The sequence below is a fragment of the Rhizobium etli CFN 42 genome, assembly GCF_000092045.1.
Taxonomy (GTDB): domain Bacteria; phylum Pseudomonadota; class Alphaproteobacteria; order Rhizobiales; family Rhizobiaceae; genus Rhizobium; species Rhizobium etli.
Genome location: NC_007761.1, coordinates 408969 through 425049, shown reverse-complemented (window position 1 = coordinate 425049; position 16081 = coordinate 408969). Strand labels below are relative to the sequence as shown.

The following is a 16081-nucleotide window of genomic DNA, read 5'->3' as shown; positions in this document are numbered from 1 at the left end:
CATTTGCATGCTCCAACAGACGGGACAGCCTGATGATCACAGTTTTCGGATCCATCAACATGGATCTCATCGCCACGACCGAGCGACTGCCGAAGCCCGGCGAAACGGTGGCCGGCAACGGTTTTGCCACGGCCGCCGGCGGCAAGGGCGCCAACCAGGCGCTGGCAGCCCGTCGCGCCGGCCGCTATGTGCATATGGCCGGTGCCGTCGGCAAGGATGCTTTTGCCGCCGATGCTCTTGCCCTGCTCGATGAGGCGGGAACCGACCTCTCCCTCGTCAAGCATGTCGATGGTCCCACAGGCACGGCGTTGATCCTGGTCGGCGGCGACGGCGAGAACATGATCGCCGTGGTTCCGGGCGCCAACGGCATGGTCATGCCTGCGGATGCGCAAATCGCGATCGGCCGCATGAACGAAGGCGACATACTGATGTTGCAGCTCGAGGTGCCCGTCGCAGCCGTCGAACGCGCGCTCTCGGCCGCGCGCGCCAAGGGCATCACCAGCATCCTCAACCTCGCCCCCTTGATCCCCGATGCACCGCGTCTCGGTCGCCTGGCCGATATCGTCATTGCCAATGAGACCGAGTTCGAGCGGCTTGCCGGACAGAACGGCATGGACGCACAAGCGCGCGAGGCAGCGCTTGTACGCCTGCATCAGGAAACCGGCCAGACGCTGATCGTGACGCTCGGCGGTGACGGCGTCATCGCCATCCGGGACGGGGTCATTTCACGGGCGCAAGGGCTGGCGATCGATCCTGTCGACACGGTTGGAGCGGGAGACACCTTCTGCGGCTATTTCGCCGCCAGCCTCGACGGCGGACTCGATTTTCCGACGGCGCTGCGCCGGGCGGCGGTCGCCGGTTCACTCGCATGCCTCAAATCAGGCGCGCAACCGTCGATTCCTTTGAGCGAGGAAGTCGCAGACAGGATGTAGGCTGGCCTCCTTGCGAACGGTGGCCGGCCCCCCTTCAATTTCGAGGGGATTTCTGCGGCTCTCCTCACATAAACCACTAGAGTTTCACTCAAATTTAAGGGGTCTCCGGCGATCCTCCCAGTGATCGCCGGGTCTTCGCGCTTTGGATCCGCGGCTCATGCGGCTGCTCCATGACGGAGCCATGCCTTCGCTCCTGTGCCGAAGAATGGCCGTTCGGCGCATCCTTGCCCGAGGACCCCATGTTCATCTTTCGCATGAAATCGCTTGCAGCGAAACTTATCGTCATTACCGGCATCGCCATCGCACTTGTTCTCATCGTTTCGAATTTCTTCCTCATCGGCCAGACCCGGGATCGCGTCCAGACGCTGACGATGGATCAGGCCAGCCTCGAAGCAAAATCGATCGCCAATGAAATTGCCGCCAATGTCGGCGAGCTCGCCAGCGCCGCACGCAGCATGATGGGCGTCCTCGGCCGCGCCCATGACGGCAAGTCGCTCGACCGCAGGGGCATGATCAACGTGCTGAAAGCCAATCTCGAACAGAATGCCTTTGCCTTCGGCAGCTGGTTCTGCGAGCAGCTCGGCGCGCTCGACGGCAAGACCACCGAGATCGCCAACAATAATGACGAAGGCACGAACAAGAACGGCGCCTTCACGCCCTATTGGTCGAAGACCAAGGACGGTGGCATCCAGTACTCCACCTTCGACAATGATTATACCGCCGAATGGTGGAAGCTTGCTGCCGACAGCGGCAAGGGCGCGATCACGACCCCCTACCTCGCCCAGGGAACAGATGTGCCGACGCTGCTGACGTCCATTGCCTATCCCGTCATATCGGGCGGCAAGATGATCGGTGTCGGCGGTGTCGACATCTCGCTGAAGTCGCTGACCGACAAGCTGCAGGCACTGCATCCTTTCGGCTCCGGCCGGGTGACCCTGCTCTCGCAGGCGGGCAACTGGATCGTCGCGCCGATCCCCGACCTGATGACCAAACCCTATGACGGCGAGGGCGCCGACGTCGTCAAGGCGGCGCTGTCGAACAAGCAGCCCGGCCTTGTCCGGAACCTCACCTATGACGGCCTCGCCCCCTTTGACCGCGTCGTCTATCCGTTCGAAGTCCCCGGCGTCAACGCCACGTGGGTCGTGCTCGTCGATGTCCCGCACACGGCGATCAACGCGCCGGTGCAGGACCAGACCTACATGATGATTGCCACCGGCCTCGTCGTGCTCGGCGCGGTGATGCTCGCGCTCTATTTCGCCGTCCGCTCGCTCGTACAGCGGCCGCTCGGCAGCCTTGTCGCTAGCGTCAAAACGCTCAGCGACGGCGAATATGCCGAACCCATCACTGCCCAGGACCGTACCGACGAAGTCGGTTCGGTCGCCAAGGCGCTCGAAGGCTTCCGCTTCAAACTCGCCGACTCCAGGCGCCTCGAAGACGAGGCCACCCACCAGCGACAGGCCGCCGAGACCGAGCGCAGCCGTTCGGAATCGGAACGGCAACAATCGGTGTCGCTGCAGCGTCATATCGTCTCGATCGTCGGCGCCGGCCTTTCCGAACTGTCCCAGGGCAATCTGGGTCACCGCATCACCGAGGAATTCCCCGGCGAATACGGCAAACTGAAGCAGGACTTCAACGCCGCGCTTGCGAGCCTCGAAGAGACCATCAACACGATGAATCTCAGCGTCGTCAATATCGGCGCCGGCACCGGCGAGATCAGCAACAGCGCTTCCGACCTCGCCAAACGCACCGAGCAGCAGGCGGCAAGCCTGGAAGAGACGGCGGCAGCGCTCAATGAGCTTACCGCCCAGGTCAATTCCAGTGCCGAGAATGCCCGCACGGCTGCCGACAACGTCAACCTCGCCTGCCAGGATGCCGAGAAATCAGGCGAAGTGGTGCAGAAAGCCATCGCCTCCATGCATGGGATCGAGCAGTCTTCGACGGAGGTTTCGCGGATCATCGGCGTCATCGACGAAATCGCCTTCCAGACGAACCTGCTGGCGCTGAATGCCGGCGTCGAAGCGGCCCGCGCCGGCGAGGCCGGCAAGGGTTTTGCCGTCGTCGCCCAGGAAGTGCGTGAACTCGCGCAGCGTTCGGCCAATGCTGCCAAGGAGATCAAGACGCTGATCAACACCTCGGCCGTCCAGGTCAAGGAAGGCGTCGATCTCGTCGGGCGCGCCGGCGGCACGCTGCACAAGATCGCCGAACAGGTGATGGGCATCAACAGCCTCATCCGGCAGATCTCGGCATCGGCGAGCGAACAGGCGGTCGGGCTGAAGGAAATCAACCAGGCCATGAACCAGATGGATCAGGTGACGCAGCAGAATGCGGCGATGGTGGAGGAAGCGACCGCCGCCAGCGTGGCGCTCAACGACGAGGCGCAGACGCTGAAGGCGCTCGCCACACGCTTCAGCGTCTCCGGCTCCGCCAACGCGACGGCACCCGCCTCCGTGGCAAGGCAGATGCGTGCGCCGGCTGCAGCCCCCTCGCATTTCGCGGCCGCTCCCGCGGTCCGCCACGCCCCGGCGACCCGCCGCACCACGCCTCAATCGCATGGCTCGGCTGCCGTGGCTCGGGATAACTGGGAAGAGTTCTGACCGTTCAGCCCTGCATAAGAAAAAAGGCGCCTGCGAAATCAGGCGCCTTTTTTCATTTAGGGATTATGCAGCTCAAGCAGCGTTCGACGTCTGCTCCTCGTTGAGGAAGGCGTAGATCGCCGAGGCGGAATCGGTGGCCCGCAGCTTTGCAACCAGGTCTTGATCGCGCAGGACGCGGGCGATGCGCGACAGGGCTTTGAGATGATCGGCGCCGGCGCCCTCCGGTGCCAGCAGCAGGAAGACGAGATCGACGGGCTGGTCGTCCAGCGCTTCGAAATCGACAGGCTGCTCCAGCCGGGCGAAGATGCCGACGATCGAATGAATGTTCACCAGCTTGCCGTGGGGAATGGCGATACCGTTGCCTACGCCGGTCGAGCCGAGGCGTTCGCGCTGCAGGATGACGTCGAAAATCTCCCGTTCGGAGAGCCCGGTGATCCTCGCGGCTCTTGCCGCCAATTCCTGAAGCAACTGTTTCTTGGAATTTACTCTGAGGGCGGGAATGATCGCATCCTGATGGAGCAAATCTGCCAATGCCATTTCTTTTTCCTTCTGTCGCCGGGATCAGATGATGCGAGGAGCGGCGGCGATACCGCCGCTCACCGCCCTGATCTCAGCCTTTGATATTGGCTGAATCGATCCAGCCAATATTTCCGTCGTGCCGACGATAAACGATATTCAGATGTTCCTTGCCGGGACTGCGGAACAGGAGAAGCGGCTCATCGGTCATGTCGAGCGCCATCACGGCGGTGGCGACGGACATGGTCTTCAACTGCTTCGTGCTTTCAGCGACGATTGCCGGGGCGAAATCGTCGGGAATTTCATCCTCGTGATCAGGAACGGAGTCCATGACCGTGTAGGAGACTTCTGCAAAGCCATTCAGGTGGTTTCCGGCATGATGGTCCTTCAGCTTGCGCTTGTAGCGGCGCAGACGCTTCTCGATGCGCTCGGAAGCGGCGTCGAAGGCAAGCAGCGGATCGGTTGCTTCGCCGGCGGCATGCAGCACCACCCCGCTGTCGAGATGAAGCTTGCAGTCTGCCGAGAAACGAGAACTCGCCTTTTCGACGGTCACCTGGCCGGAATACCCCCCGTCGAAGTATTTCGTGATGGCCATAGCAATTTGGTCCTCGATCTTTTGACGGAAGGATTCACCAATTTCCATATGTTTCCCGGATACACGCACACTCATGGAGTTTCCCTTCTTATGGTCGTTTGCGGGTATCAGTTTACGCCAAGCCTTAGGTTCATCCAAGCACTTCGCGCAATCTCAAGCAAGATCGGCGTGGGCCTGCGGGCCCTCGGTGCCCTTGGGATGATGGGGATAACTTCAAAAAGCGCTCACGGCGTCGATTGCGGCGGGCTTCTAGCCAGAGCTTACCAGAAAGTCAATAGGAGGCCGAATCAGCCCCGGGCGCGATCGTAGAAGCTGTAGCAAATCTCCTGCGGAAGGAGCCTTCCAGCAACTTCCTTTCATGAGCTCACGCGCTTCGGGCCTGCGTTGTGCGCGGCATCGTCATGGCGATGACACCGAGAATGACGCAGGTGAGCCCGATCCAGGCCGTCGGGCTCAGGCTTTCACCGAGGAAGACGATACCGATCGCGACACCGATCGGCACGCGGAGATAGGCTTGCGACGTGGTTCCGACCGAACCCAGCGTCTGAACGAGGCGGAAATAGATCGTAAAGGCAAGCGCCGTCGAAAAGGCGGAAAGGCCAAGCAACGCCAGCACCGATGCGGCCGAGGGATCGAGCCCCCACGGCCGATCGACGATCAGGCTCACGGGCATCAGAATGACCGCGCCCGAGATCAGCGAACCGGCCGCCGGCACAGCGGGATCAAGGCCTCTGAAGTTCTTGCTGAAAATCGCGGCCCCGGCATAACAGATGGTCGCCAGGATGATGGCGAGCTGCGCCATCAGGCTTTCGCCAAGACCGCCGAGCGCTTCGACGCCGATGACGAGGCAGATGCCGGCAAGCCCGGAGACGACGCCGAATAGCTTTCGCGCCGTCGCCTGCTCATGGCGGGTTATCGACACGGTCAGCAGGAAGGTGAAGATCGGCGTCGCCGAATTCAGGATCACCGCCAGTCCGGCATCGACGGACTGCTCCGCCCAGGCGATCAGCGTGAAAGGAATGACGCTGTTCAGGCAGGCCTGGACGACGAACAGGCGCCATGTGGCGCGGTCGCGCGGCAGGCGGACATGCCGATGGCGAAGCACGGCCAGCAGAATGGCGCCGGCGATCAGTGTGCGCACCGCGATCAAGGTCACCGGCGGGATCGTTTCGACCCCGATCTTGATAAAGGTGTAGGAAGAACCCCAGAGGGTCGCCAGCACCAAAAGCAGGACAAGTTCTTTGGCAAGCTTCGGATTTTGCGGCGTCATAGGCACATCGATATTCGTTTAAGACACGGGAGAAATAGGCCAATTTGCGAAGTGGATGCTTCGATCACCGTCGAAGCGTCCTGCTGCCTCAGAAGCCCGCGACCTTGGCGAGCGCCCGTTTCTCGCGGCGGCGCTGGACCGAGGAAGCGATGTTCATCGCTTCCCGGTATTTCGCGACCGTGCGGCGGGCGAGATCGACGCCGCCCTTCTTCAGCATGTCGACGATATCGTCATCGGACAGCACCGCCTCCGGGCTCTCCTGCATGATCAGCGCGCGGATCTTGTGACGCACGGCCTCGGCCGAATGGCTGTCGCCGCCCTCGACGGCGCCGATCGATACGGTGAAGAAATATTTGAGTTCGAAGAGGCCGCGCGGGGTCAGCATATATTTGTTCGAAGTGACGCGGCTGACGGTGGATTCATGCATCTTGATCGCCTCAGCCACCGTTTTCAGGTTCAGCGGCCGCAAGTGGTCGACACCGTGCAGCAGGAAGGCGTCCTGCTGGCGGACGATCTCGCTTGCCACCTTCATGATGGTCTTTGCCCGCTGGTCGAGGCTGCGGGTCAGCCAGTTGGCGCTCTGCAGGCACTCGGAAAGGAAGGCGTGATCCTCGCCGTTCCGGGTCACGCGGGAAAAATAGGACTGATTAACCAGCACACGCGGCAGCGTATCCGGATTGAGCTCGACCAGCCAGCCACCCTCCGCGGAGGGCCTGACGACGACATCGGGCATGATGGCTTCGGAAACGCCCGTCTCGAAACCGCTACCGGGCTTCGGATTGAGCTGGCGGATCTCGCCGAGCATGTCGAGAAGATCTTCCTCATCAACGCCGCAGAGCCGCTTCAGCGTGGCGAAGTCGCGCCGCGCCAGGAGTTCGAGATTTTCGACCAGCGCCTGCATGGCAGGGTCGTAACGGTCCTTCTGCCTGAGCTGGATCGCCAGGCATTCGGCGAGGCTGCGGGCGAAAACACCCGGCGGATCGAGCGTCTGGAGGGCGGCGAGCACGTGTTCGACCTGCGTGAGACTCGTGCCGAGGCGCTCGCCGGTCTCGAGCAGATCGACCTGGATGTAACCGGCATCGTCGAGCTGATCGATAAACTTCTGCGCGATCAGCCGATCGCTCATATCCGGCAGGACGAAGGGGATCTGCTGAGCGAGATGATCGCGCAGCGACACCTGGCCGGCGACAAAATCGTCGAGATCGTAATCGGCGCCGTCGGCGCTGCCTGGCATCGACTTCCACTGACCGACGAGTTCCGGTGCGTCGAGGCGCTGCGGACCACCGTCATCGGGAAAGACGTTGGTGTAATTGGCGTCGAGCTCGTCGTTCAGCCGGCTGCTGCTTTCGCTGCCGCCATTGTCGTACCAGTCGCTCGACAGCGCCTCGGCGCGATTGTCGGCGCCGTCATCCGAGCCGGCGTCCTCCGGCGAATGACCGAACTGCTCGTCCTCGCCTGCCGCCCGTTCGTCGCCCGCCTCGCCGTCATTCGACGGAAATTCGAGCAGCGGGTTCTTCTCCACTTCCTGAGCGATGAACTGGGTGAGCTCGAAATGCGTCATCTGCAGCAACTGGATGGATTGCATCAGTTGCGGCGTCATGACCAGGGACTGGCTCTGGCGCAGGAATAGGTTGGCGGACAGTGCCATGACGGACGCGAAACTCCCCTCGATTCCTCCGGGAAACCGCGTCCAGTTAACGCTTCAGGCCACGGAAATCCAGTTGGCCCAAAAATTGCTTTTTTATCTCATTTGGTCAAGCGGAACTACGCGGCAAGGTGAATCAGCGCGGGATCAGAGGCTGAAATTGTCGCCGAGATAAAGCCGGCGCACTTCCGGGTTGTTGACGATGTCGTTCGCCCGGCCGTGGGTCAGCACTTCACCGGCATGGATGATATAGGCGCGGTCGATGAGACCAAGCGTCTCACGCACGTTATGGTCAGTGATGAGAACGCCGATGCCGCGGGCCGTCAGATGGTGGACGAGGTTCTGGATGTCGGCGACCGAAATCGGGTCGACACCGGCGAAGGGCTCGTCAAGCAGCATGAAGGTCGGGTCGGTTGCAAGCGCGCGGGCGATTTCGAGGCGGCGGCGTTCGCCGCCGGAAAGGGCGACGGCCGCACTCTTGCGCAGCTTCTGGATATGAAATTCCTCCAGCAGCTCATTGAGCTTCTGCTCGCGCTCGGGCTTGTCCTTCACATGCACTTCGAGGACGGCGCGGATATTTTCCTCCACCGTCAGGCCGCGAAAGATCGAGGCTTCCTGCGGCAGGTAACCGACGCCGAGGCGCGAGCGGCGGTACATCGGCATGGTCGTGACATCGTTTCCATCGATCTCGATCGTGCCTTCATCCACCGGCACCAGGCCGGTGATCATGTAAAAGCAGGTCGTCTTGCCGGCGCCGTTCGGGCCGAGCAGACCGACGGCTTCGCCGCGACGCACCACCAGGGAGACGCCGTTGACGACACGGCGCGTCGCATAGGTCTTGGTCAGACCACGGGCGATCAGTGTTCCCTGATAGCGGCTCTTGTCGGCGGCACCCGCAGCTTGCGGCTCAGGCCTGCCGAACATGGTGGATAGCGATGATAATTTCACGTGGGAGGCCGGTTCAGTTCTGCTTCTGCGCGTTCGGCTGCGATTTTGGATCGAGCTGAATCTGGACACGACCGCCGCAGCTTTCAAGCTCCGCCTGGCCGGTTTGCATATGAACGGTCAGCTTGCAGCCGGTGAAGACGTTCGGACCGTCCGACAGAATGACCTTGTTTCCCTGATCCGCGGTCAGGATGAATGTCTGCGAGGCCATGTCGAAATTGCCGTCGTCGGCGGTCGCCGTCTGCGTGCCGGAGACCAGGTAGACCTTGTCCGTCACCAGGATCTTGTCGATATCCGCACTTCCGGACGCCAGCGAGGCCGATTTCTCGGGCTTCGCCTCGGGTTGAGCCGGCGCGCCGGCGCCCGACTTTGCGGCCTTGTCCTTGTAATAGACGGTCATCTTGCCGGACTGCATCGTCGTCGTGCCCTGGACGACCTTGACGTTGCCGGTGAAGAGGGCCGTGTGCTCCTGGTCATGGATCTCCAGCTTGTCGCTTTCGATCTGGATCGGCTGATCGTTGGAAAGCTTCATGCCCGACATGGTCGTCGACTGCGCTCCCGCGCCCGAGACCGTCAGAACAAGGGCAAATGCGCCGGCAACAAATGCGATGCCCGTCTTGCAAGCTGAAATGCGACAATCTTTTGTCATGGGTGACCCGGCTGGTTAAGTGCCCTGTTTATGAATGGTGGATGGATCGACATTCATGCGAACATTCCCCTCGAATGTGATCACGCGCCCCTTATCGGTTATCTCCAGCGTCTTCGCAACAATGGAAGCATTGTCCTTTGTGATGGTGACGGGATCGTCGCTGCGCATGTTGCCGCCCTTGATATCGAGCCGGGCGGACTGAAACTGCGCGTTGAGGCCGCTGCTCAGCACCAGGGTGAAGGGAGCCGTCATATGCAGGTTGTCGGTGGCGCGATTATAATCGGCAGTCGAAGCGATGACGCGGGCAATCAGCCCGTCATTCATCGGCACGGCGGCCTTGATGGTCTCGAGGGTGATGAGATCGGGATTGCGGATATCCTGCAGCGCCCGTTCGGCAAGCATGGAATAATTGACGCCGTCGGAGTTGCGTCCGGCAATTGCCGGCTTTTCCATCACGACCTTGCCGTTCTCGATCTTGGCGCCTTCAAACTTGACGTTTTCGGGCAGGTACAAGCTCACCAAGGCCACCGTCGCGAGGGCGCCGGCGACGATAAGGGCGGCCAACGGCAGCAAAATCTTCAGTCTCCGCACGCGGGCGGAATGGAACAACGCATCGCCATAGGGGCTCCGGCCGGAGCCCGCATAAGCGGCATGTCCGTTGTTCTTCAGGGTATCGAGCATAGGTCTCGTTCCATGTGCGATGATTGCCCCGCCTGCTTAACAAAGCGGCCGACAATCACAGTTCGTTTCGCATTATTACATTGGCTTGCCAATATGGAATTTTTTCTGCAACAAGCAACAAAACGGAAAAACATACAAAAGTGGCATTCGTACGCGCCGCTGCCATCAATTTCACCGGGTCCATCGGCGCCATGCCGAACCCAGCGCTGGAGGTTTCTATGGACAGTTCGATTATCGCGGATCGCCGGCGGCTGCGCCGCAAGCTCGGCTTCTGGCGCATCGTAGCCGTCGCCCTCATCGTGGCGCTCGGTTTTGCCTTCTACCGCTTCGCTCTCGGCGAGGCCGGCACGGCAAGTCCGCATATCGCCCATGTGACGATATCGGGGCTGATCGTCGATGACGACGAACTGCTGGAGCGGCTGAAAAAGGTCGAGACCAGCAATCAGGTGAAGGCTGCGGTGATTTCGATCTCTTCGCCTGGCGGCACGACCTATGGCGGTGAAAAAATCTTCAATGCGATCCGGGCGATATCGGCCAAGAAGCCCGTCGTCTCCGACGTGCGCACGCTTGCCGCCTCGGCCGGTTATATGATCGCCACCGCCGGCGACACGATCATAGCCGGCGACAGCTCGATCACCGGCTCGATCGGCGTCATTTTCCAATATCCGCAGATCCAGCCGCTGCTCGACAAGATCGGCGTATCGCTGCAGGAGATCAAATCCTCGCCGCTGAAGGCCGAGCCCTCGCCCTTCCACGAGGCGAGCGAGGAAGCCAAGGCGATGATCCGCAACATGGTTGTCGACAGCTATAACTGGTTCGTCGACCTGGTCGCCGAACGGCGCAAGCTGCCGCGTGAGGAAGTGCTGAAACTCGCCGACGGGACGATCTATACCGGCCGGCAGGCGCTCCAGGCAAAGCTCGTCGATACGATCGGCGGCGAGGCGGAAATCCGCGCCTACCTGCAATCGCGGGGCGTCGACGCCGATCTGCCGATGGTGGATTGGGACAAGAAGAGCAACACGCCTTTTCTGCTCGCCGGAGCTGTTTCGCGGCTGGTTACTATCCTAGGTTATGATGATCTCATCAGGGGCCAGGATATCAACGGAATCCTGCCCCCAAAGTTGCTTCTTGACGGGCTGCTTTCAGTTTGGCAGGTTGGCCGCGATTGATAAGAAATCAATAATTTAAGGGGGCGACTGTGATCAAGTCCGAATTGGTGCAGATTGTTGCGGCACGCAACCCGCATCTCTATCATCGCGACGTCGAGAATATCGTCAACGCGGTTCTCGACGAGATCACCGATGCACTGGCTGCGGGCAACCGCGTCGAATTGCGCGGCTTCGGCGCGTTTTCGGTCAAGAACCGCCCTTCCCGCTCCGGCCGCAACCCGCGCACCGGCGATACCGTCTTCGTCGAGGAAAAGTGGGTTCCCTTTTTCAAGACAGGCAAGGAGCTGCGCGAGCGGCTCAATCCCGGCCAGGCCGACGAAGAGGATTGAGCGGCGCAAGCAGCCTGCGGCGAAACCGCACTTGAACTTGAACACCGTTTTCCTATTCTGCTAGCGCATCGGCCCGAAAGTCGGAATCGATTTTCGGGCCGATGCATATAAGGCGCATGGAGAAGCTCAAATGGCCAAGAAGATCGTCAACCTGTTGATTCTGCTGCCGCTCGGCGTCATCCTCATCATCTTCTGCGTCGCCAACCGGCAGAGCGTCACGCTCGCCTTCAATCCCTTCAGGCCCGACGATCCGGTGCTTGCGGTTTCCGCACCCTTCTTCGTCTTCCTGTTCATAGCGCTGATCGCAGGCATGCTGATCGGCTCGGCCGCCACCTGGTTCAGCCAGGGCAAACACCGCAAGCGCGCCCGCATCGAGGCCAAGGAAGCCATTCGCTGGCAGGGCGAGGCCGATCGTCACAGGTCCCGCGCGGAGGACATCGCCGGCCAGCTGTCGTCGCGGTAAGATCGGCTTTACCGCCTCGTCAAACCGGAGAAAAGCTCAGCTCCTCATAATCACCTTCCGGCGACGCGCCATTGCCGGTCACGGCGAAACCGTGGGAAAGGTAGAAGGCCTTCGCCCGCCGGTTGTTCACCAGGCATTTCAGCCGGTACCTATGTCGCGGCCATTCCGGCAGCGCCCTGAGCAGCGCCGTGCCGGCGCCGAGCCCCTGGAATTCCGGCCTTATATAAAGCATGTGAATGAAATCGTCCTCCGGCCAGAGCGACAGGAAGCCGGCGACGCTCCGATCGGCATGCTCACAGACGAAGATCGTCTCGCCATTGGTATGAACGCAGAAATCCTCGCGGTGAAACTTGCCGGGATCGACCCAGACGAATGTTTGGCGCCGCACTGAAAGATAGATGTCCGCGAGCGTTTCCTGGTCTTCCGCCAACGGCGGCCTGATGGTCCATGTCATCATGTCGGAATAGCTCAGGCGCAGGTCCGCGCCAAGCCGCGGCGAAAGCCTTCGGCGCTCAATCCGCAGCCATTTTTGCAACGACCGCACTATTGAAATCCGAGAAGAAATTTTCGGCCAGCCGCTGCGAGGTCGAATCGAGCAGGCGTGCGCCGAGCTGGGCGAGCCTGCCGCCGAGTTCGGCTTTGGCCCTATAGTGCAGGATCGTCTCCTCGCCCCTCGCCTCAAGTACGACATCGGCGCTGCCCCTGGCGAAGCCGGCCAGACCGCCCTTGCCTTCGGCTGATAGCGTATAGCTTTCCGGCGCATCGATATTGGAAAGCGTCAGCAGCCCATGGAAGGTGGCAGACAAAAGGCTGAACTTGACCTTGATCGTCGCCTCGAAAGCGCTTGGCGACAGCCGCTCGATGCCCTGGCAGCCGGGAATGCAGTCACGCATGATCTCCGGATCGTTGAGCGCTGCCCAGACGATGTCCCGCGGCGCGGCGATGCGTTCTTCGCCGGTGAAATCCATTCGGCAGCCCCATCTTCGATTCGCTCAACTTATCCAGCGGGAAACCGCTTTGCCAAGGCGGAGGGGAATGTTATCTGCGTTACGATCCCGAGCGAGGAATTGGCCGATGAACGAACTGAAGCCCTGGAGCGTGACGGCAAGCCGCATCACCTATGAAGACCGCTGGATCCGGGTGCGGAGCGACGATTGCGTCACCGCCGACGGAATCGTCATCGCGCCATTCCATGTGCTCGATTATCCCGACTGGATCAACGTCATCCCAGTCATGCCCGACGGGCGGGTGCTGCTGACGCGGGAATACCGGCACGGCCGCGGCGAGATCGTGCTCGGCCTCGTCGCCGGCGGTGTCGAAGCAGACGATGGCAAGACTGGCGACGGAAAGAGCGGCGATGCGGCGTTGGCGGCGGCACAGCGCGAACTGCGGGAAGAGGCCGGCTATGAAGCCTCGACCTTCGTCAAGCTGCTCACCTCCTATCCGAATGCGGCCAGCCACAGCAACACGGTGACGAGCTGGCTGGCGCTCGGTCTGAGCCGAGCCGGCGAACCGCGTTTCGACCCCGGCGAGAAGGTCGAGCTGCTGTTTACCGATCTTGCCGCCATCCTCAGCGACCTGCAATCCGGCGCCGTCATCATGCAGTCGATGCATGTCGCTGCACTTTATGCGGCAGAAAGCTGGCTTCGGAGAGGGGCGCGTCCGAGGGCTTGAAATAGGGGCTGTGCCCGCAGAAGCTGCCCTCTCGCCGGGGCCGGCCAGCGCGCAGTTGATCCGGCACGGTCTTCTGGGCTACTGCATAGCCTGCAAGACACCCCGACAGAGACGCGGAAGAGCACGTTGAAACAAAGAGAACGCCGGCCGGGCCAGAAGAAGACATCAGGTCCCGCCGGTGAAAGCAGCAGGGACGATCGCGCCGGCCGATCACTGAAGCCCGTGGTGCGCCCCGCGGCCACACGCGATACAGTTCGCGAGACTGCGCCGGCCGCGGTTTCGCGCCCGCTCATGGCACGCAGCGGCGATCGGCCGGCGGAGCGCGTGCCTGTCATTCTCGAATCGCTCGGCGCCGGCGATTTCCACCTGATCGACAGCGGCGACGGCCAAAAGCTGGAGCAATATGGCCCCTACCGCATCATCCGCCCGGAAGCTCAGGCGCTGTGGCGGCCGTCGCTGGCGCCGCAGATCTGGGAGAAGGTCGATGCCGTGTTCACCGGCGATACCGACGAGGAAGGCACCGGCCGCTGGCGCTTCCCGAAGGCCGCGCTCGGCGAGACCTGGCCGCTCAACCTGCTCGGCGTCGATTTTCTCGGCCGCTTCACCTCGTTCCGTCACGTCGGTGTCTTTCCCGAACAGATCGTGCACTGGAGCTGGATGAAGGAGGCGGTCGAAAATGCCGGCCGGCCGCTGAAGGTGCTGAACCTCTTCGGTTATACCGGTGTCGCCTCGCTGGTCGCCGCCGCCGCTGGCGCCGAGGTCACCCATGTCGACGCGTCGAAGAAGGCAATCGGCTGGGCGCGCGAAAACCAGGCGCTCGGACGCATGGAGAAGCTGCCGATCCGCTGGATCTGCGAGGATGCGATGAAATTCATCCTGCGCGAGGAACGCCGCGGCAGCCAGTACGACATCATCCTGACCGATCCGCCGAAATTCGGCCGCGGCCCCAATGGCGAAGTCTGGCATCTTTTCGAGCATCTGCCGCTGATGCTCGATGTCTGCCGCGAAATCCTGTCGCCGAAGGCGGCGGGCCTGGTGTTAACGGCCTATTCGATCCGCGCCAGCTTCTATTCGATCCACGAGCTGATGCGCGAAACGATGCGTGGCGCCGGCGGCGCGGTCGAATCCGGCGAGCTGGTCATTCGCGAGGCAGGCCTCGACGGCAAAACGCCGGGCCGCGCGCTTTCCACCTCCCTCTTTTCCCGCTGGGTGCCGAAATGAGCAAGGACTTCCACGATCAGGGGCCGCGCAGGGTCGGGCAGGTGAAGGAAGTCACCTCGCTCGCCAATCCGATCATCAAGGACATCAAGGCGCTGACCAACAAGAAGTCGCGGGAGGAAAGCGGGACTTTCCTCGCGGAAGGGCTGAAGCTCGTCATCGATGCGATCGAGCTCGGCTGGACGATCCGAACGCTGGTTTATGCCAAGGCCGCCAAGGGCAAGCCGCTGGTCGAGCAGATGGCGGCAAGGACCGTCGCCTCGGGAGGGCTGGTGCTCGAAGTCAGCGAAAAGGTGATCGCCGCAATCACCCGGCGCGACAACCCGCAAATGGTCGTCGGCATCTTCGAGCAGCGCTGGGCGCCGCTCAAGGGTATTCGGCCGCAGGAGGGTGAGACGTGGGTGGCGCTCGACCGGGTACGAGATCCGGGCAATCTCGGCACCATCATCCGGACGGCCGATGCAGCCGGCGCGTCCGGCATCATTCTGATCGGCGAGACGACCGATCCCTTCTCGCTGGAGACCGTACGGGCAACCATGGGCTCGGTCTTCGCCGTTCCGGTCGCGCGGGCGACGCCGGAGGAGTTCCTGGCCTGGCGGAAGTCGGCTGGCGTTTCCATCGTCGCCACCCATCTGGCCGGCGCGGTCGATTATCGCACGATCGACTACCGGAAGAAGCCCACCGTACTCCTGATGGGCAACGAACAATCCGGCCTGCCGGACCAGCTCGCCCGGGAAGCGGATGCGCTTGCCCGCATCCCGCAGCAGGGCCGTGCCGACTCCCTCAACCTCGCCGTCGCCACTGCCGTCATGCTTTTCGAGGCGCGCCGCCATCTCCTCTCACTTGCCGAGGGCAAATGACCGAACCGACGCATGCACGCCCCGCACTGTTTTCGCGCCCGGCGCCGATCCTCTTTTTCATCGTCGCCGCCGTTCTGATCGACCAAGTCGTCAAGGTCGCCGTCGATCATTACCTGCCGCTGCAGGAAGCCGTGCCCGTCATTCCGATGCTGGCGCTCTACCGCACCTATAATCTCGGCGTCGCCTTTTCGATGCTGGAGGGCATGGACGGCTGGTTCATCGTCGGCATGCGGCTCGTCATCGTCGCCTTCGTCATCTGGCTGTGGTACCGCACGGCAAAAGACCGCTGGCTCGCCCATCTCGGCTATGCGCTGATCATTGCCGGGGCGATCGGCAATCTTGTCGATCGCTTCGCCTACGGGCATGTGATCGACTACATCCTGTTCTACACCGAAAGCTGGTCGTTTGCCGTGTTCAATCTCGCCGACAGTTTCATCACCATCGGCGCCGGCTGTGTCATTCTCGAGGAGCTGCTGCTGCCGAAAAAGGCCGGCCGCTAAAATCTTATCGAATTCCTGAAGGCATTCGGAACAAGCCTCAT

At 61.8% G+C, this 16081-nt stretch carries 18 protein-coding genes; 9 read left to right on the top strand and 9 right to left on the bottom strand.

Annotation, left to right across the window (positions count from 1 at the left end; all coding sequences use genetic code 11):
• Nucleotides 1-32: 32 nt before the first annotated feature.
• Together RHE_RS02070 and RHE_RS02065 are read left to right on the top strand one after the other, a co-directional pair.
• On the top strand, nucleotides 33-932 hold the full coding sequence (locus tag RHE_RS02070; RefSeq protein ID WP_020920237.1) for a ribokinase: 900 nt from the start codon (nucleotides 33-35) through the stop codon (nucleotides 930-932).
• 239 nt (nucleotides 933-1171) lie between these two features.
• Nucleotides 1172-3526 carry a methyl-accepting chemotaxis protein gene (locus RHE_RS02065; RefSeq protein ID WP_011423789.1) on the top strand — a complete coding sequence of 785 codons (2355 nt, stop codon included), beginning with the start codon at nucleotides 1172-1174 and terminating at the stop codon, nucleotides 3524-3526.
• 72 nt (nucleotides 3527-3598) lie between these two features.
• On the opposite strand, the gene ptsN is transcribed toward RHE_RS02065, so the two are convergent.
• The 7 genes from ptsN to lptC form a co-directional block, all read right to left on the bottom strand.
• Complete coding sequence (gene ptsN / locus RHE_RS02060; protein WP_011423788.1) at nucleotides 3599-4063, bottom strand: PTS IIA-like nitrogen regulatory protein PtsN; 465 nt, start codon at nucleotides 4061-4063, stop codon at nucleotides 3599-3601.
• Nucleotides 4064-4136: 73 nt separating this feature from the next.
• Nucleotides 4137-4712 (bottom strand): ribosome hibernation-promoting factor, HPF/YfiA family, encoded by a 576-nt coding sequence (gene hpf, locus RHE_RS02055; protein WP_020920235.1) that lies wholly within the window; start codon nucleotides 4710-4712, stop codon nucleotides 4137-4139.
• A gap of 289 nt (nucleotides 4713-5001) precedes the next feature.
• Nucleotides 5002-5907 carry a DMT family transporter gene (locus RHE_RS02050; protein ID WP_041678532.1) on the bottom strand — a complete coding sequence of 302 codons (906 nt, stop codon included), beginning with the start codon at nucleotides 5905-5907 and terminating at the stop codon, nucleotides 5002-5004.
• 88 nt (nucleotides 5908-5995) lie between these two features.
• Complete coding sequence (gene rpoN / locus RHE_RS02045; RefSeq protein ID WP_011423785.1) at nucleotides 5996-7555, bottom strand: RNA polymerase factor sigma-54; 1560 nt, start codon at nucleotides 7553-7555, stop codon at nucleotides 5996-5998.
• 144 nt (nucleotides 7556-7699) lie between these two features.
• Entirely contained in the window at nucleotides 7700-8476 is a 777-nt protein-coding gene (lptB, locus tag RHE_RS02040) for an LPS export ABC transporter ATP-binding protein (protein WP_011423784.1), read from the bottom strand.
• Nucleotides 8477-8513: 37 nt separating this feature from the next.
• The gene (locus RHE_RS02035; protein ID WP_020920233.1) at nucleotides 8514-9146 is read right to left on the bottom strand and encodes an LptA/OstA family protein; all 633 of its coding nucleotides are present in this window, start codon (nucleotides 9144-9146) and stop codon (nucleotides 8514-8516) included.
• A 15-nt stretch (nucleotides 9147-9161) separates the two neighbouring features.
• On the bottom strand, nucleotides 9162-9827 hold the full coding sequence (gene lptC / locus RHE_RS02030) for an LPS export ABC transporter periplasmic protein LptC (protein ID WP_011423782.1): 666 nt from the start codon (nucleotides 9825-9827) through the stop codon (nucleotides 9162-9164).
• A gap of 218 nt (nucleotides 9828-10045) precedes the next feature.
• Here lptC and sppA point away from each other — a divergent pair, with 218 nt between their 5' ends.
• From sppA to RHE_RS02015, 3 genes are all read left to right on the top strand, one after another.
• On the top strand, nucleotides 10046-10996 hold the full coding sequence (gene sppA / locus RHE_RS02025) for a signal peptide peptidase SppA (RefSeq protein WP_011423781.1): 951 nt from the start codon (nucleotides 10046-10048) through the stop codon (nucleotides 10994-10996).
• 29 nt (nucleotides 10997-11025) lie between these two features.
• On the top strand, nucleotides 11026-11325 hold the full coding sequence (locus tag RHE_RS02020) for an integration host factor subunit beta (protein ID WP_003544934.1): 300 nt from the start codon (nucleotides 11026-11028) through the stop codon (nucleotides 11323-11325).
• 130 nt (nucleotides 11326-11455) lie between these two features.
• On the top strand, nucleotides 11456-11788 hold the full coding sequence (locus RHE_RS02015) for a LapA family protein (protein ID WP_011423780.1): 333 nt from the start codon (nucleotides 11456-11458) through the stop codon (nucleotides 11786-11788).
• Nucleotides 11789-11807: 19 nt separating this feature from the next.
• On the opposite strand, the gene RHE_RS02010 is transcribed toward RHE_RS02015, so the two are convergent.
• Both RHE_RS02010 and RHE_RS02005 read right to left on the bottom strand, forming a co-directional pair.
• Nucleotides 11808-12242, bottom strand: a complete 435-nt coding sequence (locus RHE_RS02010) for a GNAT family N-acetyltransferase (protein ID WP_020920232.1) — start codon at nucleotides 12240-12242, stop codon at nucleotides 11808-11810.
• Nucleotides 12243-12300: 58 nt separating this feature from the next.
• Entirely contained in the window at nucleotides 12301-12756 is a 456-nt protein-coding gene (locus tag RHE_RS02005) for an SRPBCC family protein (RefSeq protein WP_011423778.1), read from the bottom strand.
• Nucleotides 12757-12862: 106 nt separating this feature from the next.
• On the opposite strand from RHE_RS02005, the gene RHE_RS02000 reads away from it, so the two are divergent.
• The 4 genes from RHE_RS02000 to lspA all read left to right on the top strand — a co-directional run bounded on the left by RHE_RS02000 (nucleotide 12863) and on the right by lspA (nucleotide 16040).
• A complete protein-coding gene (locus RHE_RS02000) occupies nucleotides 12863-13462 on the top strand; it encodes an NUDIX hydrolase (protein WP_041678531.1) in 600 nt (199 codons plus the stop codon).
• 126 nt (nucleotides 13463-13588) lie between these two features.
• Nucleotides 13589-14683: a class I SAM-dependent methyltransferase gene (locus RHE_RS01995; RefSeq protein ID WP_011423776.1), complete on the top strand. Its 1095-nt coding sequence runs from the start codon at nucleotides 13589-13591 to the stop codon at nucleotides 14681-14683.
• Nucleotides 14680-15540, top strand: a complete 861-nt coding sequence (locus RHE_RS01990; RefSeq protein ID WP_011423775.1) for a TrmH family RNA methyltransferase — start codon at nucleotides 14680-14682, stop codon at nucleotides 15538-15540. Before RHE_RS01995 ends, RHE_RS01990 begins: the two co-directional genes overlap by 4 nt.
• The gene (gene lspA / locus RHE_RS01985; protein WP_011423774.1) at nucleotides 15537-16040 is read left to right on the top strand and encodes a signal peptidase II; all 504 of its coding nucleotides are present in this window, start codon (nucleotides 15537-15539) and stop codon (nucleotides 16038-16040) included. Before RHE_RS01990 ends, lspA begins: the two co-directional genes overlap by 4 nt.
• Nucleotides 16041-16081: the final 41 nt, after the last annotated feature.